Source organism: Pseudarthrobacter phenanthrenivorans (assembly GCF_000813845.1).
GTDB lineage: Bacteria > Actinomycetota > Actinomycetes > Actinomycetales > Micrococcaceae > Arthrobacter > Arthrobacter phenanthrenivorans_B.
Window position 1 is genome coordinate 23152 of the sequence record NZ_JWTB01000009.1, and the last position, 24847, is coordinate 47998.

24 protein-coding genes and 1 riboswitch are annotated in these 24847 nt (G+C 65.9%); of the genes, 7 read left to right on the top strand and 17 right to left on the bottom strand.

What is annotated here, in order from left to right:
* Positions 1–221: 221 nt before the first annotated feature.
* The 6 genes from RM50_RS04715 to RM50_RS04740 all read right to left on the bottom strand — a co-directional run bounded on the left by RM50_RS04715 (position 222) and on the right by RM50_RS04740 (position 6124).
* A complete protein-coding gene (locus RM50_RS04715; protein ID WP_043450528.1) occupies positions 222–1334 on the bottom strand; it encodes a BMP family lipoprotein in 1113 nt (370 codons plus the stop codon).
* Between the two features lie 255 nt (positions 1335–1589).
* On the bottom strand, positions 1590–2606 hold the full coding sequence (locus RM50_RS04720) for an NADP-dependent oxidoreductase (protein WP_043450530.1): 1017 nt from the start codon (positions 2604–2606) through the stop codon (positions 1590–1592).
* Positions 2603–3034 (bottom strand): organic hydroperoxide resistance protein, encoded by a 432-nt coding sequence (locus RM50_RS04725; RefSeq protein WP_043450531.1) that lies wholly within the window; start codon positions 3032–3034, stop codon positions 2603–2605. Before RM50_RS04725 ends, RM50_RS04720 begins: the two co-directional genes overlap by 4 nt.
* A 44-nt stretch (positions 3035–3078) precedes the next feature.
* Entirely contained in the window at positions 3079–3513 is a 435-nt protein-coding gene (locus RM50_RS04730; protein WP_043450533.1) for a MarR family winged helix-turn-helix transcriptional regulator, read from the bottom strand.
* 148 nt (positions 3514–3661) lie between these two features.
* Positions 3662–4879, bottom strand: a complete 1218-nt coding sequence (locus RM50_RS04735) for an amidohydrolase (protein ID WP_043450535.1) — start codon at positions 4877–4879, stop codon at positions 3662–3664.
* 111 nt (positions 4880–4990) lie between these two features.
* On the bottom strand, positions 4991–6124 hold the full coding sequence (locus tag RM50_RS04740) for a mannose-1-phosphate guanylyltransferase (RefSeq protein ID WP_043450537.1): 1134 nt from the start codon (positions 6122–6124) through the stop codon (positions 4991–4993).
* A 275-nt stretch (positions 6125–6399) separates the two neighbouring features.
* On the opposite strand from RM50_RS04740, the gene sdhC reads away from it, so the two are divergent.
* The 5 genes from sdhC to RM50_RS04765 all read left to right on the top strand — a co-directional run bounded on the left by sdhC (position 6400) and on the right by RM50_RS04765 (position 10830).
* Positions 6400–6780, top strand: coding sequence for a succinate dehydrogenase, cytochrome b556 subunit (gene sdhC, locus RM50_RS04745; protein WP_081620212.1), 381 nt, complete (start codon positions 6400–6402; stop codon positions 6778–6780).
* A gap of 3 nt (positions 6781–6783) precedes the next feature.
* Positions 6784–7245 (top strand): succinate dehydrogenase hydrophobic membrane anchor subunit, encoded by a 462-nt coding sequence (locus tag RM50_RS04750; RefSeq protein ID WP_043450538.1) that lies wholly within the window; start codon positions 6784–6786, stop codon positions 7243–7245.
* Between the two features lie 109 nt (positions 7246–7354).
* On the top strand, positions 7355–9154 hold the full coding sequence (gene sdhA / locus RM50_RS04755; protein ID WP_043450539.1) for a succinate dehydrogenase flavoprotein subunit: 1800 nt from the start codon (positions 7355–7357) through the stop codon (positions 9152–9154).
* Between the two features lies 1 nt (position 9155).
* Positions 9156–9938: a succinate dehydrogenase iron-sulfur subunit gene (locus RM50_RS04760; protein ID WP_043450540.1), complete on the top strand. Its 783-nt coding sequence runs from the start codon at positions 9156–9158 to the stop codon at positions 9936–9938.
* A 121-nt stretch (positions 9939–10059) separates the two neighbouring features.
* The gene (locus RM50_RS04765; RefSeq protein ID WP_043450541.1) at positions 10060–10830 is read left to right on the top strand and encodes an alpha/beta hydrolase family protein; all 771 of its coding nucleotides are present in this window, start codon (positions 10060–10062) and stop codon (positions 10828–10830) included.
* A gap of 5 nt (positions 10831–10835) precedes the next feature.
* On the opposite strand, the gene RM50_RS04770 is transcribed toward RM50_RS04765, so the two are convergent.
* Positions 10836–12137 (bottom strand): ABC transporter substrate-binding protein, encoded by a 1302-nt coding sequence (locus RM50_RS04770; RefSeq protein WP_043450542.1) that lies wholly within the window; start codon positions 12135–12137, stop codon positions 10836–10838.
* 237 nt (positions 12138–12374) lie between these two features.
* Between RM50_RS04770 and RM50_RS04775 the strand changes: the two genes are divergently transcribed.
* Positions 12375–14585 (top strand): hypothetical protein, encoded by a 2211-nt coding sequence (locus tag RM50_RS04775; protein ID WP_043450543.1) that lies wholly within the window; start codon positions 12375–12377, stop codon positions 14583–14585.
* Positions 14586–14634: 49 nt separating this feature from the next.
* Here RM50_RS04775 and RM50_RS04780 read toward each other — a convergent pair whose 3' ends face one another.
* The 10 genes from RM50_RS04780 to glyA form a co-directional block, all read right to left on the bottom strand.
* Positions 14635–15609, bottom strand: coding sequence for a YihY/virulence factor BrkB family protein (locus tag RM50_RS04780; protein WP_082006977.1), 975 nt, complete (start codon positions 15607–15609; stop codon positions 14635–14637).
* A 58-nt stretch (positions 15610–15667) separates the two neighbouring features.
* Positions 15668–16372: a 2'-5' RNA ligase family protein gene (locus tag RM50_RS04785; protein ID WP_082006978.1), complete on the bottom strand. Its 705-nt coding sequence runs from the start codon at positions 16370–16372 to the stop codon at positions 15668–15670.
* Positions 16373–16376: 4 nt separating this feature from the next.
* Positions 16377–17420 (bottom strand): tryptophan--tRNA ligase, encoded by a 1044-nt coding sequence (gene trpS / locus RM50_RS04790; RefSeq protein ID WP_043450545.1) that lies wholly within the window; start codon positions 17418–17420, stop codon positions 16377–16379.
* A gap of 17 nt (positions 17421–17437) precedes the next feature.
* On the bottom strand, positions 17438–18271 hold the full coding sequence (locus RM50_RS04795; RefSeq protein ID WP_043450570.1) for an exodeoxyribonuclease III: 834 nt from the start codon (positions 18269–18271) through the stop codon (positions 17438–17440).
* A gap of 10 nt (positions 18272–18281) precedes the next feature.
* Positions 18282–18845, bottom strand: a complete 564-nt coding sequence (locus RM50_RS04800) for a hypothetical protein (protein WP_043450546.1) — start codon at positions 18843–18845, stop codon at positions 18282–18284.
* Positions 18846–18919: 74 nt separating this feature from the next.
* Complete coding sequence (locus tag RM50_RS04805; RefSeq protein WP_052259969.1) at positions 18920–19237, bottom strand: SHOCT domain-containing protein; 318 nt, start codon at positions 19235–19237, stop codon at positions 18920–18922.
* Between the two features lie 147 nt (positions 19238–19384).
* Positions 19385–20050, bottom strand: coding sequence for a response regulator (locus RM50_RS04810; protein ID WP_043450547.1), 666 nt, complete (start codon positions 20048–20050; stop codon positions 19385–19387).
* Positions 20047–21183: a sensor histidine kinase gene (locus tag RM50_RS04815; RefSeq protein WP_052259970.1), complete on the bottom strand. Its 1137-nt coding sequence runs from the start codon at positions 21181–21183 to the stop codon at positions 20047–20049. Before RM50_RS04815 ends, RM50_RS04810 begins: the two co-directional genes overlap by 4 nt.
* Positions 21184–21414: 231 nt before the next feature.
* Positions 21415–22317, bottom strand: a complete 903-nt coding sequence (locus tag RM50_RS04820; protein WP_043450548.1) for a bifunctional methylenetetrahydrofolate dehydrogenase/methenyltetrahydrofolate cyclohydrolase — start codon at positions 22315–22317, stop codon at positions 21415–21417.
* A 3-nt stretch (positions 22318–22320) separates the two neighbouring features.
* A complete protein-coding gene (glyA, locus tag RM50_RS04825; protein ID WP_043450549.1) occupies positions 22321–23619 on the bottom strand; it encodes a serine hydroxymethyltransferase in 1299 nt (432 codons plus the stop codon).
* Between the two features lie 147 nt (positions 23620–23766).
* A riboswitch (ZMP/ZTP riboswitch) is annotated at positions 23767–23852 on the bottom strand.
* 43 nt (positions 23853–23895) lie between these two features.
* On the opposite strand from glyA, the gene purU reads away from it, so the two are divergent.
* Positions 23896–24756 (top strand): formyltetrahydrofolate deformylase, encoded by an 861-nt coding sequence (gene purU / locus RM50_RS04830; protein ID WP_043450550.1) that lies wholly within the window; start codon positions 23896–23898, stop codon positions 24754–24756.
* Positions 24757–24847: the final 91 nt, after the last annotated feature.

Sequence of the window (24847 nt, forward strand, 5' to 3'; positions counted from 1 at the left end):
AACCAATCTGTGTGTGTATGGATCTGCTCCGGCGCGCTGTCGGCGGCAAGGCAGCGGGTAGTCCCAGCCTAGTGTCACGGATGGTTCCTGGGCAGGGCAGCCATGCGGCAAAAAGGGACTGCCGGCATGGTGCTGGCAACCGTACGCTGCCAGCAAAGCAGAACGCGCTGCCCTCCTGCCGGGGTAACGGCGGAAGGGCAGCGCGCCCCGCGGTTCGGTGCTTACTTGGTGGGGCTGGACTTCGACTCGACCTTGACGGTGCCGGAGATGATGTCCTTCTTGAGCTGGTCCAGTTCGCTCTTGAGGTCCGCCGGCACGGCGGAATCGAGATCATGGAATGGAGCCAGGGCCACCCCGCCGTTTGCCAGGGTTCCGATGTACGGGGAGGCGTCGAACTTGCCGTCCTTGTCGTCCTTGATCACCGATTCCACAGCAGTGGCCATGGTCTTCTGGACGGAGGAGAGGATGACGGACTTGTAATCCGGGGCCGTCAGGTAGCCATCCGAGTCAACCCAGATGAGCTTCGCGTCCTTGCCCTTGGACTTTGCGTCGAGAATCGCGCTGCCTGCGCCGCCGCCGACGGGTCCCGCCACAGGGAGGACAATGTCGGCTCCCTGGTCAAGGAAGCCCTGGGTCAGAACCTTGCCCTTGTCCACCTGCTTGAAGTCGCCAACGAAGGTGCCGTCCTGTTTGTCCTTGTCCCAGCCGATGAGCTGGACGCTCTTGCCCTTCTTTTCGTTGTAGTACTTCACGCCGTCGGCGAAGCCGTCCATGAAGATGGTCACGGTCGGGATGTTGATGCCGCCGAAGGTGGCCACTTTGCCGGTCTTGGAGGTGCCGGCGGCGAGGTAGCCCGCCAGGAACGCAGCCTGGGCCGTGTCATAGACGATCGGCTTGACGTTCTTGGGGAAGGTGGGGTCGTTGTAGTCGATGATGGCGAAGTGGCTGTTAGGGTTGGCGGTCGCAATGGACTTGGTGGCGTCGCCGAGCAGGAAGCCTACGGTGACCGTAAGCTTGCAGCCCTGCTGGACCATGGAGCGGAGGTTGGGGTCGTAATCGGTGTCAGCCTTGGACTGGACGTGCTTCTCCTGGATGCCGAGATCCTTAACGGCGCTCTGCAGGCCCTCGTAGCCGGACTGGTTGAACGACTTGTCGTCGAATCCGCCTGAGTCGGACACCATGCACGCTGTGTAATCCGATGCGGTGGCTGAACCTGAGGGGCCGGACGAGGAGGGAGGGGCTCCGCAACCGCTGAGCAGCAAGGCGGACGCACCGAGGGTGGCCACGCCGGCCATTGAACCGCGCTTGAAGCTGGCACGCAGTGATTTCTTCAATTTTCCTCCAGGGATGATGCGAGTGGCGCTACGGGCTGGAATTCAATGAGTGTCCGTTTCGGCGCTGAAATTCTGTTTTCACTGAAGGCACGCAGCACTGCGCCGGAGCGCACTGATGGCACTTACTTTAGTGGCCTGCGCCACGTCCCCATAGCACGGCGGGAGCCCATCCGGGAGATTGTTTACAAGTTGTTACCAAGCAGTAGGGGCACCGCGCCATGCGGTGCCCCTCCTGCTGGTTCGTGGTGCAGCCGGCTACAGCCGGACCAGCATCTTGCCGGTGTTGGCACCGTCCAGGAGGTCCATGAAGGCCTGCGGAGCGTTCTCCAGCCCGTCCACGATCGTCTCGTCGTAACGCACGGTCCCGTCGGCCAGCCAGCCGGCCATCTTCTCCGCGAACTCGGCCGCGTGCTGCCGCTGCCCGCCCACCAGGAAGCCGCGCAGGGTCAGCTGCTTGCCGATGGCCTGCATGAGGTTGTGGGGGGCGGGGGTGGGTTCGGTGGAGTTGTACTGGGCGATGGCGCCGCACATCGCCACGCGGCCCCCGACGTTCAGGACGGCCAGGGCGGCTTCGAGGTGCTCGCCGCCCACGTTGTCGAAGTAGACATCGATGCCGGCCGGGCCGGCCGCCTTCTCCAGTTGCTCGAGGATGGGGCCGTCGTGGTAGTCGAAGGCGGCGTCGAAGCCGAGTTCCAGGAGCCGGGCCACCTTGGCGGGCGAGCCTGCAGAGCCGATGACCCGCGAGGCGCCCATGGCCTTGGCGATCTGGCCTACCAGGGAGCCGACCGCACCTGCGGCGCCGGAGACGAATACGGCGTCCCCCGGCTTGAATTCCGCTACCTTCAACAGGCCGGTGTAGGCCGTCAGCCCGGTCATGCCCAGGGCGCCGAGGAAAGCCGACGCCGGTGCCAAGTCAGTGCGGGCAGGGGTGGCAGCATTGCCGTCCACCACCGCATACTCCCGCCAACCCAGGGAGTGGACGACGACGTCGCCCTCCTGGTGTGCCGACGAACGGGACGCGATCACCTCACCCACCGCACCGCCGTCGAGCGCTTTGCCCACGGCGAAGGGGGCGGAGTAGGACTTGACGTCGTTCATGCGGCCCCGCATGTAGGGGTCCACGGACATGACGAGGTTGCGCACCAGGATCTGGCCGTCTTCAAGTGCGGGCAGCGGGGACTCCGCGAGTTCGAAGTTCTCACCGGACGGGCGCCCTACGGGGCGGGAGGCCAAGCGGATTTCACGGGTGGTGGTGGCAAGGGCGGTGCTCATGCTGCGTACTCCAGGATCTTGAGGTCGACGGCAATGTTGCCGCGCGTGGCGTTCGAATAGGGGCAGACTTCGTGCGCTTTGGCGACGAGGTCTTCAGCCGTGGCCAGGTCCAGTGCCGGCAGGGCGATTTCCAGTTCGGCGGCCAGGCCGAAGCCGGCGCCGCCGTCCAGCTGTCCCAGATGGATCTTCGCTGCCACTGCCGAATCCGTCAGGTCGGCGCCTGCCTTGCGGCCGACAAGGCGCAGGGCCGAGTGGAAGCAGGCGGCGTACCCTGCGGCAAAGAGCTGTTCAGGGTTGGTGCCCTGGCCGCTGCCACCGAGTTCGACCGGGCTGGCGAGGGCCACTGCGAGTTTGCCGTCGTTGCTGCGGGCAGCGCCGTCACGGCCTTCGCCCGAGGCCAGGGCCTCTGCGGTGTAGAGAGTCTTCACGAAAGATATCCGTCCTATTGTTGGGATGGTGCAGTATTCAGGGTTCACAGTGATTCGTGCAGTGCCGCCGTGAGCTTGCCGAGCGTGGTCCGCAGTTGTTCAAGCTCTTCCAGGGAGAGTCCGGCGGCATCGGCCAGCCGCTGCGGAATGGCACTCGCCGGGCCGCTGAGGTTCCGTCCGGCGGGCGTCAGGTGGATCGCAACGCGGCGCTCGTCCTCGCCGGACCGCCGCCGTTCCACCAGCCCCAGCGTTTCCAGCCGTTTGAGCAGCGGCGACAGGGTGCCGGAATCGAGGCCAAGTTCCCCGCCAAGCTCCTTCACGCCCCGGGGTTCGCTTTCCCACAGGACCAGCATCACCAGGTACTGCGGGTACGTGAGTCCCAGCTCATCCAGGACCGGCCGGTAGACGGCGGTGGCGGCGCGGGATGCCGAATAGAGCGCAAAACATACTTGCCGGTCAAGGCGGGGTGCTTCGGTCATGACACAACAGTAACGCACAACTAAGTTGTGCACAACTTACCGCAAGGTCAGGCGCCCTGGGGAGCAGCCGCCGTCGTACTCTTCTTGCCGTGCTGGAACAGCAGTGCCTGGTATCCCCGCCGGGTCGCGGGGATACCAGGCACGGTTGTCAGGAAACCGGGCCCTGCTCCAGGTCGCGGATGGTCCGGAGGGCCGCTGCCGTCAGCACCCGGATGCCCAGGCCGAGGGAGCGCTCGTCCAGGATGTAGTCGCCGCGGTGCAGGTCGTAATCCTCGCCGCCCGGCGTTTTGGTGCCCAGGCGCATCATGGCCCCGGGAAGTTCGGCGAGGAACCATGCAAAGTCCTCCCCACCCATCGACTGCGGCGTCAGCACCACGGCGCTTTCGCCGATCTCGGCCCGCGCTGCAGCCTCGATGATGGCAGTCTCGTGCTCGGAGTTCACCACCGGAGGCACGCCCCTGGTGTGCTCCAGGTGGACGTCCACGCCGTACGGCGCGGCCACCTGGTGGACCACTTCGTCAAGGAGTTCGCCGGCGGCATGCCAGGCATCCCGGTCCAGGCAGCGCATGGTTCCCGCCATGTAGCCGCTGCCGGGTATGGCGTTCGGTGCCGAGCCGGCCGTGATCTGGCCCCAGACCACGGACACGCCGCTGCGGACGTCCACGCGGCGGGACAGGACAGCCGGAACGTTCACGGCGATCTGCGCCAGCGCGAACACCAGGTCCTCGGTGAGGTGCGGGCGGGAAGTGTGGCCGCCGCGGCCTGACAGTTCAATCCGGATGGTGTCCGAGGCGGAGGTGATGGCACCGATGCGCGTTCCCACCTTGCCCACTTCGATGCGCGGATCGCAGTGCAGCGCCAGGATGCGGGGCACTCCGTCGAGCACGCCCTGCTCAATGCAGGAATGCGCACCGCCGGGCATGGTTTCCTCGGCGGGCTGGAAGATGATGCGGACGGTGGCGCCGAGGGGAGATTCCTGGTGCATGCGGTGCAGGACCAGGGCGATGCCCAGCATGGTGGTGGTGTGCACGTCGTGGCCGCAGGCGTGGGTGACGCCGTGGTTCTTGGACGCGAACGGGAGCCCGGTTTCCTCGATAATGGGCAGGGCGTCGATGTCGCCGCGGAGGGCAGTGGCGATAGGCCCCTCCCCCACATCCACCGTCAGGCCGGTGCCGTCCAGGCGGCGGGGGCTCAGCCCTGCGGCCTCCAGCCGCTCGGCGAGCTTGTCGGTGGTGCGGAACTCCTTGAAGGACAGCTCCGGGTGCGCATGCAGGTCCCGCCGGAATTCGATCAGTTCCGGCAGGAGCGGTTCGAGCCACGGAGCCACCAAAGCGGTGGGCTCGGCTTCAGTCGTGTAATTGCGCACTGTTTCACTCTAGCGAGGGTGTTGGGTTAAGCGCCCATTCACTGACGCAGCATTACATCCGGGTCCTGCCGGCAGGTGCCGCGCCGGCAGGACCCACGGGAAAACGGCCGGTCAGAGGACGTCGGTGTCCCCGCTGGCCTTGAGCGCATCCACGGCCGCCTTCACGCGCTGCGAATTCGCCATGGTGGTCACCAACAGGGCGTCCGGGGTGTCGACGATGACCACATCCTCGATGCCGATCAGGGCGATCACCCGCTTGGTGTCCGTAACCACCACGCCGCTTGAGTTCTCGGTGAACACCCGCGCGCCCTCGCCGAGGACGGTAACGTCATCCACTTCCTTGGCGCTGTTCAGGCGGCCCACGGAGGCGAAGTCGCCGACGTCGTCCCAGCGGAAGGTCCCGGGCACGACGGCGACGTCCCCGGCTTCGGCGGCGGGCTCGGCCACTGCATAGTCAATAGCGATCTTCGGGAGGGTGGGCCAGATCCGCGCCGTGACCTCGTCGCGCTGGGGGGTGTCCCAGGCCCGGGCAATTTCCTGCAGGCCCTGGAACAGCTCGGGCTGGTTGGCCTCAAGGTGCTTCAGCATCAGGGACACGGGCGCCACGAACATGCCGGCGTTCCAGACATAGTCACCGCTGTCCACGTACTGCTGGGCCACCACTTCATCGGGCTTTTCAACGAATTCCACGACGTCGTGGGCGCTGGGCGCACCCTCGATGTTCAGCGCCTTGCCGGAGCGGATGTATCCGAAGCCGGTTGACGGGTGGGTGGGCTTGATGCCGATCGTCACGATCTTGCCGGCCGCGGCGGTGTGGATCGCTTCACGGACGGCCTCCTGGAACAGCTGGTCGGGGCTGATCACCTGGTCGGCGGCGAAGGACCCCATGATGGTGTCCGGGTCGCGTTCATGCAGGATCGCCGCGGCGAGGCCAATGGCCGCGCCGGAATCCTTGGGCTCCGACTCAAGGACGAGGTCCGCGTCATGGACCTCGGGGAGCTGGCGGCACACGGCGTCCCGGTGGGCCTGGCCGGTGACCACCAGCATCCGGTTGCCCGCGAGCGGGTGCAGCCGGTCATAGGTGGCGCGCAGCAGGGTGCTGCCCGACCCGGTGAGATCGTGAAGGAACTTGGGAGCTGCTGCACGTGACAGGGGCCAGAGGCGGGTCCCCACTCCGCCTGCCGGAATCACCGCTATGAAACGGTCAAGGGGTGAAGCCGGGCTTGTCACTTTGTCTGTACTCATCACGGCCTACTTTAGCCGACGGGCCGCAACCCTCCCCCTTGGCGGCGCGGAGGGCCCGATTCGCCGCGGGCCTGCACCTAAACAGCCGCAATCATGTGGTGTTCGTCTCATTTCGCCGGAAAATCCGCTCCAGTACTGGGCACCAACAATCACTGAAATTGAATAAGCTGGTAGCGAAGCCTAGATTTAGGCCTGAGCTACGAGTGCTCTCGCAGCAGGCGTTCCCCCCGCATGGATCTCATGCCAGCGCCGCTGTGTTGCAGGGAGGTTTATCAGTGCCGACAAAACCAGCTGGCACCTTGTACCGCGGCCGTGAAGGCATGTGGTCCTGGGTAGGACACCGCATTACCGGTGTAGTGATCTTTTTCTTCTTGTTGGTCCACGTCCTGGACACCTCCTTGGTGCGTGTGTCACCGGAGGCCTACACCGCTGTGATCGGCGCCTACAAGAACCCCCTTATGGCGCTGGGCGAGACCGGCCTCGTTGCCGCCATCGTCTTCCACGCCTTCAACGGCCTGCGGATCATTGCCGTCGACTTCTGGAAGAAGGGCGCCAAGTACCAGCGGCAGATGCTGTGGGCAGTCCTGGCCCTGTGGGTCGTGACCATGGTCGCCTTCTCCATCCGCCACCTGTCCCTCGCCCTCGGAGGTCACTAAGCCATGACTGCAACCATCGAGAGCCCCCGCAGCGGGCGGATCGCTCCCCAGTACCGCCGCAGCAGCGGCTCCAAGGGCAATTTCGAAATGATTGCCTGGCTGTTCATGCGCCTGTCCGGCGTGGTGCTGGTGGTCCTCATCTTCGGCCACCTGTTCGTGAACCTCATGGTGGGCGAAGGCATCCACGCCATCGACTTCGGCTTCGTGGCCGGCAAGTGGGCAGACCCGTTCTGGCAGGTCTGGGACCTGGCCATGCTCTGGCTGGCCATGCTGCATGGCACCAACGGTGTGCGCACCATCATCAATGACTACGCAGAGAAGACGTCCACCCGCCGCTGGCTGAAGACCGTTCTCTACGCTGCCGCCGTCGTCATCATCCTCCTGGGCACCCTGGTCATCTTCACCTTCAACCCGTGCCCCGTGGTGAACGGCGTTGCCCTTCCGGGCGGATTCTGCCCTGCCTAGCACTGGCACACCCCCGGGGCCCGCGGGCTTATCCGCGGGCCCTGTTTTGCGGAGCAGGCAAAGCCGCCCCGTTGTTTCATAGCGAATTTTGAGAGAAAGAGCGTCTGGTATGCAGGTCCATAAGTACGACGTCGTCATCGTCGGTGCCGGTGGCGCTGGCATGCGCGCCGCGATCGAATCCGGTCAGCGCGCGCGCACAGCAGTACTGACCAAGCTCTACCCCACCCGCTCGCACACAGGTGCGGCGCAGGGTGGCATGTGCGCAGCCCTTGCCAACGTCGAGGAAGACAACTGGGAATGGCACACGTTCGACACCGTCAAGGGCGGCGACTACCTGGTTGACCAGGACGCGGCCGAGGTCATGGCCAAGGAAGCCATCGACGCCGTGCTGGACCTGGAAAAGATGGGCCTGCCCTTCAACCGAACCCCGGAAGGCCGGATCGACCAGCGCCGGTTCGGCGGCCACACCCGCGACCACGGCAAGGCTCCGGTCCGCCGTGCATGCTACGCCGCGGACCGCACCGGCCACATGATCCTGCAGACCCTGTACCAAAACTGCGTCAAGCACAACGTTGAGTTCTACAACGAGTACTACGTCCTGGACCTGCTGACGGTCGAAGAGGACGCTGTCCGCGAAGACGGCACGCCCTACAAGCAAAAGCGCGTGGCCGGCGTGGTTTCCTACGACCTCGCCTCCGGTGAACTGCACGTGTTCCAGGCCAAGTCCGTGGTGTTCGCCTCCGGCGGCGCCGGCAAGGTCTTCAAGACCACGTCCAACGCCCACACCCTGACCGGTGACGGCATGGGCATCGCCTTCCGCCGCGGCATTCCCCTGGAGGACATGGAGTTCTTCCAGTTCCACCCCACCGGACTTGCCGGCCTGGGCATCCTGCTCTCCGAGGCCGCCCGCGGTGAAGGCGCCATCCTGCGCAACTCCGAGGGTGAGCGCTTCATGGAGCGCTACGCCCCCACCATCAAGGACCTCGCGCCGCGTGACATCGTGGCCCGTTCCATGGCCAACGAGGTACGCGAAGGCCGCGGCTGCGGCCCGAACAAGGACTACGTCCTCCTGGACCTGACCCACCTGGAGCCGGCGCACATCGATGCCAAGCTTCCGGACATCACCGAGTTCGCCCGCACCTACCTGGGCGTGGAGCCGTACACCGAGCCGGTACCGGTGTTCCCCACCGCCCACTACGCCATGGGCGGCATCCCGACGAACATCGAGACCGAGGTCCTGCAGGACAACGACACCGTTGTTCCTGGCCTCTTCGCCGCCGGTGAAGTTGCCTGCGTTTCCGTCCACGGCTCCAACCGCCTGGGCACCAACTCCCTGCTGGACATCAACGTGTTCGGCAAGCGCGCCGGCATCGCCGCCGCGGAATACGCCAAGAGTGCCCCGTTCGTGGAACTGCCGGAGAACCCGCTGGCCTACACCACAGAACTGCTGGACATTGCCCGCAACGGCAACGGCGACGAGAAGGTGGCGCAGATCCGCAAGGAACTGCAGGACACCATGGACGCCAACATGCAGGTGTTCCGTACGGCGGATACCCTGAACCAGGTGCTGCGGGACATCGCGTCCTTCGAGGAGCGGTACAAGCGCATCAACGTCCAGGACAAGGGCAAGCGTTTCAACCTGGACCTGCTCGAAGCCGTTGAGCTCGGCTTCCTGCTGGAACTGGCCAAGGTCATGACCGTGGCCGCCCTGCACCGCGAGGAATCCCGCGGCGGACACTTCCGCGAGGACTTCCCCGAGCGTGACGACGAGAAATTCATGAAGCACTCCATGGCGTACAAGGATGACCATGCGCCGGCTGACGGATCGGCGGAATCAATCGCCGGCATCCGGCTGGCCACCAAGCCGGTTGTCTTTACCCGCTACGAGCCGATGGTGAGGAAGTACTAAGATGTCCGCTGAAATCGCTGAGCCAGCCTCAAAGGTTGAACTGCCTGCCGGCGTCGGCGGGGGCGGGGAAATCCCCACCTTCGATGTGCACCTTCGGGTCCGCCGGTACAACCCGGAAGTTTCCGCGGAAGCCACCTGGGACGACTTCCACCTGACCATGTACGGCACGGACCGTGTCCTGGACGCCCTGCACAAGGTCAAGTGGGAGACGGACGGAACCCTGTCCTTCCGCCGCTCCTGCGCCCACGGCGTCTGCGGCTCGGACGCCATGCGCATCAACGGCCGCAACCGCCTTGCCTGCAAGACGCTGCTGAAGGACCTGGACACGTCCAAGCCCATCACTGTGGAGCCCATCAAGGGCCTGCCGGTCGAGAAGGACCTCATCGTGGACATGGAACCCTTCTTCCAGTCGTACCGCGAGGTCATGCCGTTCCTCATCAACAAGGGCCACGAGCCCACCCGGGAACGCCTGCAGTCCGCCGAGGACCGGGAGCGCTTTGACGACACCACCAAGTGCATCCTGTGCGCTGCGTGCACGTCCTCCTGCCCCGTGTTCTGGACGGACGGGCAGTACTTCGGACCCGCCGCGATCGTCAACGCCCACCGCTTCATCTTCGATTCCCGTGATGACGCCGGCGACATGCGCCTGGAGATCCTCAACGACAAGGAAGGCGTGTGGCGCTGCCGCACCACCTTCAACTGCTCCGAGGCGTGCCCCCGAGGCATCCAGGTCACCCAGGCCATCGCGGAGGTCAAGCAGGCCATCCTGGCCCGTAAGATCTAGGCAGTTCCACCAACAGTTTCAACGGCCGACGGCGTCGCTCACCACGTGTGGTGGCGGCGCCGTCGTCGTTTCCGTACCAACCGCCAGAGCAACCTGGCCCGTACGCACGAAAGGCGACCGCATGTCCCGCTCCGAGAAAGTGTCCTTCGCCGGTTCCACAGGCGAGATGCTGTCAGGAATCGTCGACCTGCCCGAAGGTCCCGTCAAGGGCTGGGGAGTGTTTTCGCACGGATTCACCCTTGGCAAGGACAGCCCCTCCGCGTCGCGGATGTGCAAGGCACTTGCTGACAGCGGGATCGGGATGCTGCGTTTCGACAACCTCGGCCTTGGCGGATCCGCCGGGGAATGGTCGGCCGGTTCGTTCAGCCACAAAGTGGCAGACACGGTCAAGGCCGCGGAGTTCATGCGCAGCCAGGGCAGGGAGATCTCCCTGCTGGTGGGGCACTCGTTCGGCGGGGCAGCTGTGCTGGCAGCCGCCCGGGACATCCCGGAGCTTGATGCCGTCGCCACGGTGGGAGCACCCTTCTCCCCCAAGCACGTGGCCCACGTCTTCGACGCGGCGCTGGACAGGATCCTCAGTGAGGGCAGCGCGGAGGTGGACCTTGGCGGCAAGCGGGTGGAAATCCGCCGGCACTTCGTGGAGGACCTGGAGAACGCGGACCTTACAGACTGCATCCGTCAGCTGCACAAGCCGCTGATGGTGCTGCACTCCCCCACCGACAACACCGTGGGGATCGAGAATGCCAGCACCATCTTCCAGACGGCCCGCCATCCCCGGAACTTTGTGTCCCTCGAGGGAAGCGACCACCTGCTGACCGGCAAGGGCCAGGCTGCCCGTGCCGCCCGGATCATCGCCGCCTGGGCGGACCAGTACCTGGATGCAGGGCAGTAGCGGGGCTATTTGCCGATGGCAGCCTTGCTCTCGCTGATCCACTGCTCAGCGGCCTGGGCGGGCGTCAGCCGTTTGAAGAGGACCTCGGTGTTAATCCGGGCTGTGATCTCGGAAACAGCTGTGGAGCCGGTGGGCCCGATGTAGGTGGGGGCGAAGTCCATCTTGCCGATCTGGTTGATGTACTCAGCTTCGACCTTCCCCTGCGGGGTCAGCAGGTCCTGGATGGCAGCGCGCATGTCGGCGTTGCCGGGAATGCCCCTGTCGCTTTGGATGATTTTGGCCGCGGCCTGGTTGTTCACCAGGAAGTTCACCAGCTTGGCCGCGGCGTCCGTGTGCTTGCTGCGTGCGGAGATGGTGTAGAACTGCGATGACTGGAGCCAGATTCCCGGCGTGGGCTTTTCGCCGGGGAGCTTGAGCAACTTCAAGTCAGCGCCGGAGGCTTTGCTGAGGGCCGTCAGTGAATTGCTCCACGTGAGCATCATCCCCGCCTTCCCCATACCCATGAGCGTCTGCTCTGTGCTGACGTTTAGCTTTTCCACAGTTTCGGACGCGCTTGGGGCAGCTCCGGAGTCACTGAGCTTGAGGGAATAGTCGAAGTAGTCCTGCACCGTCTCCTTGCCCAGCCCCAGTTGCCCGTCCTGGGTGTAGAGGGATTCGCCACGCTGGCGGGCAAAGGCATCCAGGGAGTCATGGGTGAGGACGGTGGCCGTTCCGTACGTCCCCTGGGGGCTCTTCGCCGTGATGTCTGCTGCAGTCCTCGCAAAGTCCTCCCAGCTCCAGTTGTTGTCGTCCGGCAGCGGGACCCCGGCTGCAGAGAAGACAGCGGGGTTGACCACGATCGCCAGCGCGTTGGCGCCCGTGGAGACCCCGTACTGCTTGCCCTTGACCTGCCCGTTTTCCAGCGCCCCCTGGTCAATTTTCGAGAGGTCGAGCGAGCCCGACACCTTCGACAAATCCAGGAGAGCCCCACGGTTGGCGTACTCGGCCGGATAGGCGCCGCCCATGGTGATGACGTCGGGCGCATCGTTGGCGGCCATCTGGGTGGCGAGCTTATCGAAATAGCCGCCGATATCGCCGTATTCCGGTTTCACCTTGATGTTGGGGTTGGCCGCCTCGAACTCCGCGATGGCTTTGTTGGTCAGCTCGGCCCGACCGGCGTTTCCCCACCAGGAGAACCTGATTTCCACCGGCCCGTCTTCCGCGGTATTCCCCGAAGGGCTGGAACAGCCGGCGGTAACGGCCAGGATGGCGGTGGCCGAAAGGATGGCAATGGAGGTGCGAATGCGGCGGATAGCTTGGCTCGTCATCGGGCAGGCCTCTTCCTTTGCGAATGAGAAAGCGTTTTCGTGAAACGTATCAACACCGTTTTGTCATCGTCAAGGGTCCGGTGCTTGTTGCTTTGATCCAGGGAGGTGCCCGAAAGATTTCGTGCGGCTGGACGCAGGCCCCACGTCTTGACAGAGCATCCAGCCGACCCAAGGATAGAGTGCTGAAAGCGGTTTCTCAGCCGCCGCCCCTATCCGACTATCAGGAGAGCATGCACCGTGCACAGCCGCAGGAGCATCCCACCGCACGGGGCAACTTCCCCGGAAGGCCCGGAACCCATCGACCGGCACGCCCTGGTGCGGCGCCATAACGTCCTGCAGGAGAGCCTCGACCCACGCAGTCCCGTCTCCGTCGGCAACGGTGAATTCGCATTCACGATGGACCTCACGGGGCTGCAGACCCTGCCGGCGGAGTACCCGGTGGGCGCACGGGACGGACTTCCTCCTGGCACCCTGCTGGGCACCCAGTCCACCTGGGGATGGCACTCCATTCCTGGCGGCGATGATTACAGCCTCGCCGGCTCAACGGTCATCTATAACTCGCCCCGCGGACCAGTTCCGTACGTGGACATGGTGGGCGGGATAGTGAACGACCGGGAAACCGGCACGACGGCAGCGGAAACGTGGTTGCGTGCCAACCCGCACCGGCTGGACCTGGGCCGCATCGGATTCCAGATGGCGAAGGACCAGTCCAGCCGGAGCATCAGCGCCTCGGAGCTCTCCGACGCCAGTCAAATACTCGATCTCTGGACCGGGACTGTCACCAGCAGGTTCACCCTTGCCGCTCATCCCGTCACCGTGACCACCGCTTGCCATCCGCATCGTGATGAACTGGGCGTCCGGGTGGAGTCCGGCGCCTTGCGGCAGGGCCTGGCCATCGCCCTCGACTTTCCGTACGGTTCGGAGGCGTGGCATGATGCTGCCGCCTGGGACCAACCCGGAGCGCACACCACTTCCCTTCATGGACCCCATAGTTCAACGTTCCACCCCGGCGTGACCAGCTGGACCATTCAGCGCGAACTCGATGATTCCCGGTACCAGGTGGTGCTCACCGGCCCTGGCCTGAGGGTGGAGCAGACGGAGACACACCGGATCCTGGTACGTCCCGGCACGGATTGCGGCCGGGACTTCCTGGACCTGTCCATTGCATTCATGCCGGCGCCGGCCGGCGATGGCACTCCCCCGGGCCCCGCCGTCGAACATTCCGCCCGCGACGGCGCGCTGCCCGGCAGTACCGTAGCGGCCGCATCGCGTGCCCACTGGCCCCGCTTTTGGGCATCCGGGGGTGCGATCGAACTGGCCGGCACCGCAGATCCGCGGGCCCGTGAACTGGAGCGCCGGATCGTGCTCTCCCAGTACGTCACCGCCGTCAACTGCTCAGGATCGCTGCCGCCGCAGGAAACAGGTCTCGTCTGCAATTCCTGGCGGGGGCGCTTCCATCTCGAGATGCACTGGTGGCATGCTGCCCACTTTGCGCTGTGGGACCGGGTGGAACTCCTGCTGCCCTCCCTGCGGTGGTATGGATCGGTGCTGGAGAGTTCACGGCAGACGGCAAAGGCGCAGGGTTTCGACGGCGCCCGCTGGCCAAAGCAGGTAGGTCCGGACGGCAGGGAGAGCCCCAGCCCGATCGGGACGTTCCTGATCTGGCAGCAGCCCCATCCCATCCACTTGGCGGAACTGGTGTATCGGGCCAATCCCACGCCTGAGGTGCTGGCTGAGTTCGCGGAGGTGGTATTCGAGTCGGCGGCGTTCATGGCCAGCTTCGCGCACCCCACCGCAAGGGGCTTCGAACTGGGGCCACCCCTCATTCCGGCGCAGGAAAGTTACGGATCCCTGCGGGCGTCCGTCAGCAACCCCACGTTCGAATTGGCTTACTGGCAATGGGCCCTCCGGGCCGCTTCTGCCTGGCGGGAACGGCTGGGACTGGAACCGGTCCCGTCCTGGGCGGCGGTTGCGGATGGGCTGGTACGGCCGCGCGTGATTGATGGAGTCTATGCGGCCATGGACGTGGCGCCCTTTACCATCAGGACCGATCACCCCTCCATGCTTTGCGCGCTCGGTGTCCTTCCGCTGACGGACCTGATCGACGAATCCACCATGCGCGCCACCCTCGATGATGTCCTGGCCGATTGGGACTGGGACAGTACCTGGGGCTGGGACTACCCTGTGATGGCCATGACGGCAGCGCGCCTGGGCGACCCGGAGGCTGCAGTGGACGCGCTCCTGCTCGGTGCAGCAAAGAATACGGTCCTGCCCAATGGGCATAACCGTCAAACGGATTCGTTGCCTTTGTATTTGCCCGGCAACGGGGGGCTGCTCGCTGCTGCAGCGCTGATGGCGGCAGGGTGGGATGGCGGGCCGGGAAGGCATGCGCCCGGCTTCCCGGCCGACTGGACGGTGGCCTGCGAAGGCCTCATCCGCGCCCCCTGACGTTCGCTGCGTTCGCTGGCCCCGGCCGTTGCAGCAGGCCCTTGTGGGATTAGGTCTGGGGCGTCGCCCGCCGGGCACCCAGGATGGTTTTGCGCGGAGCACCGCCGGACTCCAGGTCCGCCTCGCGGACCGCCGCCCAGCCCGCCGAGACAAGGTAGACCTGGCTGACCAGGTTGAACCAGATCAGCAGGCCGATGATGATGGCGAACGACGCGAGGATCGGGTTGCGGCTGGCACCGGCCAACAGCTCGGTGCTGAAGATTTGCAGGACCGTGGTGCCGACCGCCGCCAGGACGGTGCCTTCCAGCAATGCCTGCCGGGACAGCTTGAGGCCGGCCGCCAAGCGGTACATGATCAGCGCCGTAACCCAGTTCAGGACCAGCGGTACAACGATCTTGACGGAGGTGGTCAGGGGCCCTGCCACGGCATCGCTCAGATGCAGCAATCCCACCACCCAGCCCGCCAGGGTGCCGAAGACAAGGGAAGCGCCCGCGCTGATCACCAGGGCAAGCCCAAGGAGCAGAAGCGTTCCGGCATCGCGCAGTTTCACCAGGATGGGGTTGGCCACGAGCGGCGGAAGTTGCAGGACGCCGCGCAGGCCGTCCCTCATTCCGTTGATCCAGCCCAGCGACGTGACGATGGTGACCACGGCCGCTATCACCGCCGTCCAGCCGAGGCTGCCGGGGTTTAGGAGGTCTTTCGGGTCCACCAAGCCGTCCCCGTTGCCGACCTTGAGGAGGCCGGGGGCGCTTTGCGCCACCGTGGCCACAATCGTGTCAAGGAGGGCCGGCTGCCCGCTGAGGACCAGCCCGGCAATCGAAAAACCCGTGGTCAGCAGGCCGGTGATGGAGAAAAACATCCGGAAGCCGATGCCCGCGCTCAACAGGGGTCCGTGCTGCAGGTTGTAGTGCTGGAATGCCCGCATGGGGCGAAAGGTGTTGAGCTTTGCCAGCAGCCATTGGATCAGTGCCATAACGCCGGGCACCGCGCCGCCGCCGGCTCTCCTGGCCTTTCCCCATTCCATGCGCTTCTGGATGACGGCCAGCTTCAGCTGGGCGTGCTCGGTGGGCAGCGGTTGCCGCTCAGCGGCCTTCGTTGGTGGTGTCCGCGGCAGCGTCCGTGCAGCTGGTGCCGGCGTGGTTGTCAGTTTCGGTCCCAAAGTCCAGCTCTTCCCGTAGCTGCCAGATGCCGTCGGCATCATGCTCATAGAGTCCCATGCTAACCACGGGGAAGGTGGCCTTGTAGTTCTTCAGCACCGTTTCGGCCTCATCCAGGCTTTCCGGTGCCACATCGTGGGCGATCGTGACGTGGGGATGGTAGGCGAAGGGCAGGTCGCGCTCCAGCGGACCCCGCTGAAGCTTGTTGTGCAGGTCGACGCAATCCTGGAAGCCGGCTTCGACGTTAATGAACACCACGGGCGACACCGGCCGGAATGTCCCCGTCCCGGCGATGGTCACCATGAACGGGCTCTGGCAGCGGGCCACCTCGCGGACGTGCTGGCGGGTGGCTTCCCAGTCACTGGTGGGGGTGGTGGTGACCAGCGTGATGTGCGCCGGCACCACCTCGGCGAGGGGGTCGCCGAAGGAGGCCCGCCAGCGCTGCAGTTCCTCTGCAATCTCGGCGGGAAAGCCCAGGATGACGCCCACACTGATCTCGTCGCTGCGGTCCACGTCCTGCTCCGCCGCCGCATTCCGGCCGGTCTGTTCACCGAAGCGGCCCGCTGCGGTCCGCTCGACCTGGCGCGCAGGGCGGGCACCTCCCCTGGCGGTGGCGTTTCCCGACGACATGGCGCTAGCGGACCCCTGCGAGGCTGAGGGACGGCAGGAAACCCATGCGCTCATACACCTGGCCAAGGGTTACGGAAGCGATCTCGCGCGCCCGTTCCGCGCCCAGGGCCAGCAGCCGGTCAAGCTCGGCGGGGTCGCCCATGAGTTCGTTGGTCCGGTTCCGCAGCGGCGTGATGAAGTCCACCACCACCTCGGCCAGATCCACCTTGAGGTGGCCGTACATCTTGCCCTGGTACTCGGCTTCGAGCTCCGCCACCGTCTTGCCCGTGAGGGATGAGTAGATGGTGAGCAGGTTGGACACCCCGGGCTTTTCCTCGGGATCGAAGCGGATGTCAGTGCCGGCGTCGGTCACCGCGGACTTGATGCGCTTGGCCGCGATCTTGGGATCCTCCAGCAGCTGGATGGCACCGTTGGGCGACTCGCCCGTCTTGGACATCTTGGCGCTGGGGTTTTGGAGGTCGTAGATCTTGGCGCTTTCCTTGACGATCGTGGCCTCGGGAACCGTGAACGTGTGGCCGAACCGGGTGTTGAACCGCTGTGCCAGGTTCCGGGTCAGCTCCAGGTGCTGCCGCTGGTCCTCGCCCACGGGGACAAGGTCGCTCTGGTACAGGAGGATGTCCGCGGCCATCAGCGTGGGGTACGCGAAGAGACCCAACGTGGCGGAGTCTGCGCCGGACTTCTGGGTCTTGTCCTTGAACTGGGTCATCCGTGAGGCTTCACCGAACCCGGTGATGCAGTTCAGCGCCCAAGCGAGCTGGGCGTGCTCAGGGACATGGGACTGCACGAAGAAGATGCTCTTGTCGGGATCGATCCCGGCGGCGATGTACTGGGCCGCCACGATGCGGGTGCGCTTGGCCAGCTCTGCGGGATCGAAGTCGACGGTGATGGCGTGCAGGTCCGGGATGAAGAAGACGGCGTCGTACTCGGCCTGCATGTCCACCCAGTTGCGCACTGCTCCGATGTAGTTGCCCAGGTGCAGGGAATCGGCGGTGGGCTTGGCGCCGGAGAGGATGCGCTTCTTGGCGGTGGGGGAAGTCTGGGTGGTCATGGAAAAACTTTCGGGGCTTAGAGCTGGTAGTCCACTACCAGCGGGGCGTGATCGGAGAAGCGGGTATCCCAGGTCGCTGCACGGTCGACGACTGCCGAGATGGCGGAGGACGCGAGTTCGGGGGTGGCCAGGTGGTAGTCGATGCGCCAGCCGGTGTCGTTGTCGAAGGCCTTGCCGCGCCAGGACCACCAGGTGTAGGGGCCGTCAACATCCCCGGCCAGGTTCCGGTGCACGTCGTGCCAGCCGATGTCTTCGCCAAAGAACCGGTCAAAGTAGGCGCGTTCCTCCGGCAGGTGCCCCGCCTTCTTGAGGTTGCCCTTTGAGTTCCTGATGTCCCGGGGCGTGTGGGCAACATTGAGGTCCCCCACCACCAGGGCGTGGTCGCTGTGCTTGGTCAGCTCCGGGAGCCTGGTGGTCATGACGTCAAGGAACCGGAACTTGTCATCCTGTTTGGGGGTCCCTACTTCGCCGGAGTGCACGTAGGCGCTGGCGACGGTGAGCTGGACCGGGTTCCCGGCGGCATCGGGGAAGCGGAAGTCCGCTTCGACCCAGCGCCCGGCGGTGGCGAAGTAGTCATCACCGATGCCGTTCCTGGTGGCGAGGGGCTCCTGCCGTGACGCAATGGCGACGCCGGCCCGGCCTTTCGCTTCAGCCTCGGCGTGCAGGATGTGCCAGTCGTCCCCCAGCAGCTGCCGGACGACGGCGTCGGGCGCACGGACTTCCTGCAGGCAGAGGATGTCCACTTCGCGCGGCTCCAGCCAGGCCGCCATCCCGTTTTTGTAGGCAGCCCGGAGGCCGTTTACGTTGACGGATGCGATGCGAAGGTGGTCCTTCTTCAATGCCGAGCTCACCCGCTCCACTCTAGTCGATGATGGTTCCGGTCACCGGCTCTCCGCTTCCACCGGACGACTTGATCATGTCCCGGGCGTTGGTGGCCGTGATCTCGATGGTTTCGAGTGCGCGGTTGATGGTGTCCTGGTTGGCGGCGGCACCCTTGGCGCGCTCCTCCTCCACCACACGGACCTGGACCTGGACGATCTTGAAGGAATGGTCCAGCTTCAGGTCGCGCACCTCATCGGCCTGTGAGCGTTCGTAGAGGACGCGGGTGCCGCCATGGTCGGCGGAAGCGTGCGACGGCGCGCGGCCGGCTGCCGTGTTGAAGGCATCGTGGGCTTCGGACAGCTTGGCGCCGGCCTTCCGGGCAGCCTTCTGGATACTGAAGACCACGAAGAGCGCCAATGCCAGCCAAAAGGCGGCGATGACGGCGACTACCCAGCCCACCACGTCGTTCTGGTTTGCGGCGAAGATCACGGCCACCACGAACGCCGTCACCAGGACCATCAGGCCGGGCCCGCTGATCCGGAACATCGAAAAGCCGCCCCTGGCGGGTTTGGAGGATGACGTGGAGCTGCCCAAAGTTCGCATGCAGCCATTGTCTCAAACGGCGGGCTGTGCTTCCGCCTCCTTCCACCCCCGGCGAACGGCCCGGCGGCCGGCGGTCACTTCTGCCGCCGTTCTCCGCTGCGCAGGACCTCCAGGCGTTGCCGGAATTCCGTCTCGTCGACCTCGCCGCGGGCATAGCGCTCACGCAGCACGCCTTCGGCGCCCTGGCCGGCGGCCCAGTGCTGGTTCCTGCGCCAGGTCCGGCGGGCCACGAAGATGAACAGCGCTATGACCAGGATCCAGAACAGGGGGATCAACAGGAACCACGGTGCAAAGGCGCCATGCCACGGCCCGTAGACGACCGTATCGGCCGGCACCTGCGAGGCGGCAGACATTGCTGCCGCGGAGATTGCGGTGGTAACGGAAGTGAACATTTCATTCTCCAGACTCTTTTGACCGGCCGCGGTTTCGGCCTTGTATCGAGTCTTGTTGGCGGAGCCTGCGGGCGCGTCCGGCGGCAGGAGTCACCTGGAACCGGCCCCGTACTCCCCAGGGGGTCCGGCGGGTGCACCGACCACCAGTCAGCCTGCCCACCCCGGCCGGACCAGGCCGGATTCATAGGCAAGCACCACCAGCTGGGCCCTGTCCCGCACCATCAGCTTCGCCATGATCCGGGAGACGTGCGTTTTTGCCGTGAGTGGTGTGATGAACAACCGCTCCGCAATCTCGGCGTTGTTCAACCCCTCCCCCACAAGCTGGAGGACTTCCCGCTCACGGTCCGTGATGCGGTCCAGCGCCACAGGCCGTTCGGCGGCGCGGGAGTGCCGTGCCAACTGGGCCATGATCCGCCGGGTCACCGACGGCGAAAGGAGCGCGTCGCCGTCGTGCACGATGCGGACCGCGCGCAAAAGCTCCGCGGGCTCGGTGTCCTTGACCAGGAAACCGGCGGCGCCTGCCCGCACAGCCTCCGCAATGTACTCGTCGAGCTCGAAAGTGGTGAGCATTACCACGCGGGTTCCGGACAGCGCAGGATCGGAGAGGATCTGCCTGGTCGCGTCAAGGCCGTCACCATCGGGCATGCGGATGTCCATCAGGACGACGTCCGGACGGTACTGGCGGGCCAGGCGTACAGTCTCACGCCCGGTGCCGCATTCAGCCACGACCTTCATATCCGGCTCCGCGTCCAGTAGGGCCCGGAAGCCTGCCCGGATGAGATTCTGGTCGTCTGCCAGCAGGATGCTGATCACTGCGGATCCACCCGTGGATGCCCGTCCAGCGGGAGGACCGCCCGGACCCGCCAGCCTGTGCCGGACGGCGCGGGTCCCAGCTCAAGCCGGCCTGCCAAAGCCGCCACACGCTCCCGCATGCCGGTGATGCCGTTACCTTCGGGGGCTGTGGCCGCCCCGGCGCCGTCGTCGTCGATGGTCACCACCAGTTCTGCTCCTGCCGCATTGATGGAGACTCCGGCCGTCTGCGCCCCGGAATGCCGGACGGCGTTGGTCAGTGCCTCCTGGGTGATCCGGTAGGCCGCTTCCTGCACTGCACCGGGAGCGGAGTCCGCAGCCGGATCGGCCTGCAGCCTGAGGTCCAGCCCGGCGCGCCGCGCGTTTTCCACGAGCTCCGTAACCTGGCCGAGGCCGGGCCGGCGGGTGGGGCTCAGCGGAGCGTCCTCCCGGAGCACGCCGAGCAGCTGCCGGACTTCAGCCAGTGATTCTTTGCTGGCTGCCTTGATGGTCTCCAGGGCAGGCCTGAACTGGGCCGGGTCCTTCTCGCCCAGATGCAGGGCCACCGAGGCCCGCACGTTGATCAGGGACAGCGAGTGCGCCACCACGTCGTGGATGTCCCGCGCCAGAGCCAGCCGGTACTCGTCGCGGGCAGCCTGCTCGGCGGCGGCCTGCTGCCGGTACCGTTCGGCGACGCGTTCGCCACGAAGCCGCACGCCTTCTCCGATCAGGACCAGGATGGCCAGCCATGAGGACCCGGCAAATGCGCGGATGAACGTCCCCTCGTCGCCGCTGCGGGCTGCGCCGAGAAACAGCACCAGTGTTCCCAGTGCCGCCACGGACCAGGCAACCGTCCTTTTCCCGGCCGCCGCGGTGAGGATCAATGCGACGGCAAGGGACAGGACCACAGGGCCCCACGCGTAGCCCAAGGCAAGGTAGCCCGCAGTCGCGGCAGCGGCAACGGGCAGCATCACCAGGGGTGCGCGCCGGCGGAACGCCAGCGCAGCCGGGCCCAGCAGCAGCAGGACCAGTGCCACGGCATCAAGGGGTGGGTGGCCCGGCTGCCGCGACGAAGCGAACGCCGACCCGGCGACTTGGATCACGGCGACCACCACAACGATGGCGGCGGTAGGCGGTCCCCGGAAACGGCGCTGCATGCTCCGAGCCTATGCCCGCCGGCGTTGAAAGTCGCCGGATGGCCGGCGTAGTGACCGTACTCCCCCGGGAGTACGGTGCGTGCCGTTCCGGCCCAGGTTAAAGAGGCCGACGGCGGCACCGCGCCTTCCATGCGGAAGGTGCCGTGCCGCCGTCGTACTTCCTTGTGCCCCGGCCCGCTGTTCAGGTGCTCAGTACAGGAACCCGGTGCCGGGGCCCTGCCCAGCGGCGGGCTATGCGTCCACGCCGGCTGCGCGCTCAGCAGCCTCCACCACGTTGGTCATGAGCAGCGCGACGGTCATGGGGCCCACACCACCGGGGTTCGGCGAGATCCAGCCGGCCACTTCCGCGGCAGCCGGATCGATGTCGCCGTAGACCTTGCTCTTGCCCGTCTCCGGGTCGGTCTCGCGGGTAACCCCCACATCCAGCAGGGCCGCCCCGGGCTTCACGTCGCCGGCCTTGACGATGTGCTTCACACCCGCCGCGCCCACGATGACGTCCGCCTGGCGGAGCAGCTCCGACAGGTTGGTGGTGCCGGTGTGGGTCAGGGTCACGGTGGCGTTGACGTCCCGCCGCGTAAGCAGCAGGCCGATCGAGCGGCCGATGGTGACACCGCGTCCCACCACCACAACATGCTTGCCGGCCAGGCTGTACCCGTTGCGTTCGAGGAGCTCGATGACCCCGCGGGGGGTGCAAGGCAGCGGGGTGGTGATCTTGTGGTTGACGTTCAGCACCAGCCGGCCGAGGTTGGTGGGGTGCAGGCCGTCGGCGTCCTTGGCGGGATCGATCCGTTCCAGGATGGCATCGGTGTCAAGGTGCTTGGGCAGCGGCAGCTGCACAATGTAGCCGTGGCAGGCGGGATCCGCATTGAGTTCGTCAATGAGGGCCTCCACCTGTTCCTGGGTGGCGTCCGCCGGGAGCTCGCGCTGGATGGAGTTCATCCCGATCTGCACGGACTGCTTGTGCTTCATCGAGACATACAGCTGCGAGGCGGGGTCGGCGCCCACCAGCACAGTGGCGATGCCGGGAGTGACGCCCTTGGCCTTGAGTGCGGCCACGCGTTCGGTCAACTCGGCCTTGATGGCGGCGGCGGTGGCCTTGCCGTCAAGGATCTGTGCGGTTGTGGTTTCAGTCATCGGTTACCACTGCTCGTGCTGGGGGTAGAGCGGGAAGTTGGCTGCCAGCTTGTCCACGCGTGCCTGCAGGGCCTCGACGTCGGCGCTGTTGCCGGCCTTGAGTGCGGTGGCGATGATCTCGGCCACCTCGGTGAATTCGGCCGCACCAAAGCCGCGGGTGGCAAGTGCCGGGGTGCCGATGCGCAGGCCGGAGGTGACCATCGGCGGGCGGGGGTCGAACGGCACCGCGTTGCGGTTGACGGTGATGCCCACGGAGTGCAGGAGGTCCTCGGCCTGCTGGCCGTCAAGCTGCGAGTTGCGCAGGTCCACCAGGACCAGGTGCACGTCGGTGCCGCCGGTGAGGACCGAGACGCCGGCCTCGGCGACGTCGGCCTGGTTCAGGCGGTCGGCGATGATCCTGGCGCCTTCCAGGACGCGCTCCTGGCGCTCCTTGAATTCCTGCGTGCCGGCAATCTTGAAGGCCACGGCCTTGGCGGCGATCACATGCATCAGCGGCCCGCCCTGCTGGCCCGGGAAGACGTTGGAGTTCAGCTTCTTGGCCCACTGTTCCTTGGCCAGGATCACGCCCGAGCGGGGACCGGCCAGGGTCTTGTGCACGGTGGAGGTGACGACGTCGGAGTACGGCACCGGACTCGGGTGCAGTCCGGCGGCAACCAGGCCGGCGAAGTGTGCCATGTCGGTCCAGAGCAGCGCACCCACTTCATCGGCGATGGAGCGGAAGGCGGCGAAGTCCAGGTGGCGCGGGTAGGCGGACCAGCCGGCGATGATCACCTGGGGCTTTTCCTTGATGGCCTGCTCGCGGAGCTTGTCCATGTCCACCCGGAAGGTGTCCTCTTCCACCTGGTAGGCAGCCACGTCGTAGAGCTTGCCGGAGAAGTTCAGCTTCATGCCGTGCGTCAGGTGGCCGCCGTGAGCCAGGGACAGGCCCAGGATCTTGTCGCCGGGGGTGATCATGGCGGAGAGTGCGGCGGCGTTGGCCTGCGCGCCGGAGTGCGGCTGGACGTTGGCGTACTCGGCGCCGAACAGTGCCTTGACCCGGTCGATGGCCAGCTGCTCTGCAACGTCGACGTACTCGCAGCCGCCGTAGTAGCGGCGGCCCGGGTAGCCCTCGGCGTACTTGTTGGTCAGGACGGAGCCCTGGGCCTCCATGACCGCGCGGGGTGCGAAGTTCTCGGATGCAATCATTTCCAGGGTGCCGCGCTGGCGGCCGAGCTCCTGCTCGAGGACTGCGGCGATTTCGGGGTCGAGTTCGGCCAGCGGCTGATTGCTGACTTCGGTGGTTGAGGTGGCTGTAGTAGTCACGAAGAACTCCTGGCTAGGGATACGGGCACTGCTTAGGTCAGGCTACCGGCTGGCGCGTTTTCGCACCGCGTTGATGACAGGGCGTGAAAACACGGCACGGCGCTGCTGTGCTGACGCGGGCGCAGCCCCAATTTCCGGCAAAACATGACCCTCGGCCCAGGCGTACGATCCGTGGTCTTCGTGATTGCCGCTCCCTGGTGGTTCGCCACCCAACGCCAGTTGCGACCCTTCCAGCCTACCAAAACCGCAGCCCGCCGCGCGGGTAGGCTATTACGCGTGAATGAACAGCTGCTGAACCAAGCGTACGTAGTAACCCTGTCCTGCCCGGACCGCCCCGGCATTGTCCATGCCGTGGCCGGAGCCCTGCTGGTGGCGGGATGCAACATCACGGATTCGCAGCAGTACGGCAGCCCGGCAACCGGCAACTTCTTCATGCGCGTGGAGGTGACCACGCCAGCGGCGAAGTCGGAGCTGCGGGCCGCGCTGGAGCCCGTGGCGGAAGCATTCTCCATGCAGTGGAACCTTAATACTGTGGGCGACAAGGTCCGCACCCTGGTGATGGCCAGCACCTCGGCCCACTGCCTCAACGACCTGTTGTTCCAGCAGCGCTCCGGGACCCTGCCGGTCGAGATCCCAGCCATTGTGTCCAACCACCAGGACCTGGCCGGACTCGCCGAGTTCTATGGCATCCCGTTCCACTACATCCCGGTGACCAAGGACACCAAGGAGCAGGCGGAGGACAAGCTGCGGGCCATCATCGCCGAGCACGACATTGAACTGACCGTCCTGGCCCGCTACATGCAGATTCTCTCCGACGAGCTCTGCACCGACCTGACCGGCAAGGCGATCAACATCCACCACTCGTTCCTGCCGTCCTTCAAGGGCGCCAAGCCGTACCACCAGGCGCACGCCCGGGGTGTGAAGCTGATCGGTGCCACGGCACACTACGTGACCGCTGCCCTGGACGAGGGCCCGATCATCGAACAGGAAGTCATCCGGGTGGACCATGCCCGCACGCCGGAGCAGTTCGTGCAGATGGGCCGCGACGTGGAAGGCCGCACCCTGGTGCAGGCCGTGCAGTGGCACGCCGAACACCGGGTGCTCCTGGACGGCAACCGCACGGTGGTCTTCAACTAGCTTCGGCACAGCATCACCGGCTCAGGGTCCTCCGCACCGCCCGCCCACCTAAGGGCAACAGTCTTAATGCGCGCGGGACCGGCGGCCGGGC

Excerpts from the sequence above, each read along its gene's own strand:
- RM50_RS04720 (WP_043450530.1), bottom strand. The coding sequence starts at position 2,606 with ATGAGCACCGCCCTTGCCACCACCACCCGTGAAATCCGCTTGGCCTCC.
- RM50_RS04730 (WP_043450533.1), bottom strand. The coding sequence starts at position 3,513 with ATGACCGAAGCACCCCGCCTTGACCGGCAAGTATGTTTTGCGCTCTAT.
- RM50_RS04740 (WP_043450537.1), bottom strand. The coding sequence starts at position 6,124 with ATGAGTACAGACAAAGTGACAAGCCCGGCTTCACCCCTTGACCGTTTC.
- RM50_RS04750 (WP_043450538.1), top strand. The coding sequence starts at position 6,784 with ATGACTGCAACCATCGAGAGCCCCCGCAGCGGGCGGATCGCTCCCCAG.
- sdhA (WP_043450539.1), top strand. The coding sequence starts at position 7,355 with ATGCAGGTCCATAAGTACGACGTCGTCATCGTCGGTGCCGGTGGCGCT.
- RM50_RS04760 (WP_043450540.1), top strand. The coding sequence starts at position 9,156 with ATGTCCGCTGAAATCGCTGAGCCAGCCTCAAAGGTTGAACTGCCTGCC.
- RM50_RS04765 (WP_043450541.1), top strand. The coding sequence starts at position 10,060 with ATGTCCCGCTCCGAGAAAGTGTCCTTCGCCGGTTCCACAGGCGAGATG.
- RM50_RS04770 (WP_043450542.1), bottom strand. The coding sequence starts at position 12,137 with ATGACGAGCCAAGCTATCCGCCGCATTCGCACCTCCATTGCCATCCTT.
- RM50_RS04780 (WP_082006977.1), bottom strand. The coding sequence starts at position 15,609 with ATGGAATGGGGAAAGGCCAGGAGAGCCGGCGGCGGCGCGGTGCCCGGC.
- RM50_RS04785 (WP_082006978.1), bottom strand. The coding sequence starts at position 16,372 with ATGTCGTCGGGAAACGCCACCGCCAGGGGAGGTGCCCGCCCTGCGCGC.
- trpS (WP_043450545.1), bottom strand. The coding sequence starts at position 17,420 with ATGACCACCCAGACTTCCCCCACCGCCAAGAAGCGCATCCTCTCCGGC.
- RM50_RS04800 (WP_043450546.1), bottom strand. The coding sequence starts at position 18,845 with ATGCGAACTTTGGGCAGCTCCACGTCATCCTCCAAACCCGCCAGGGGC.
- RM50_RS04805 (WP_052259969.1), bottom strand. The coding sequence starts at position 19,237 with ATGTTCACTTCCGTTACCACCGCAATCTCCGCGGCAGCAATGTCTGCC.
- RM50_RS04815 (WP_052259970.1), bottom strand. The coding sequence starts at position 21,183 with ATGCAGCGCCGTTTCCGGGGACCGCCTACCGCCGCCATCGTTGTGGTG.
- RM50_RS04820 (WP_043450548.1), bottom strand. The coding sequence starts at position 22,317 with ATGACTGAAACCACAACCGCACAGATCCTTGACGGCAAGGCCACCGCC.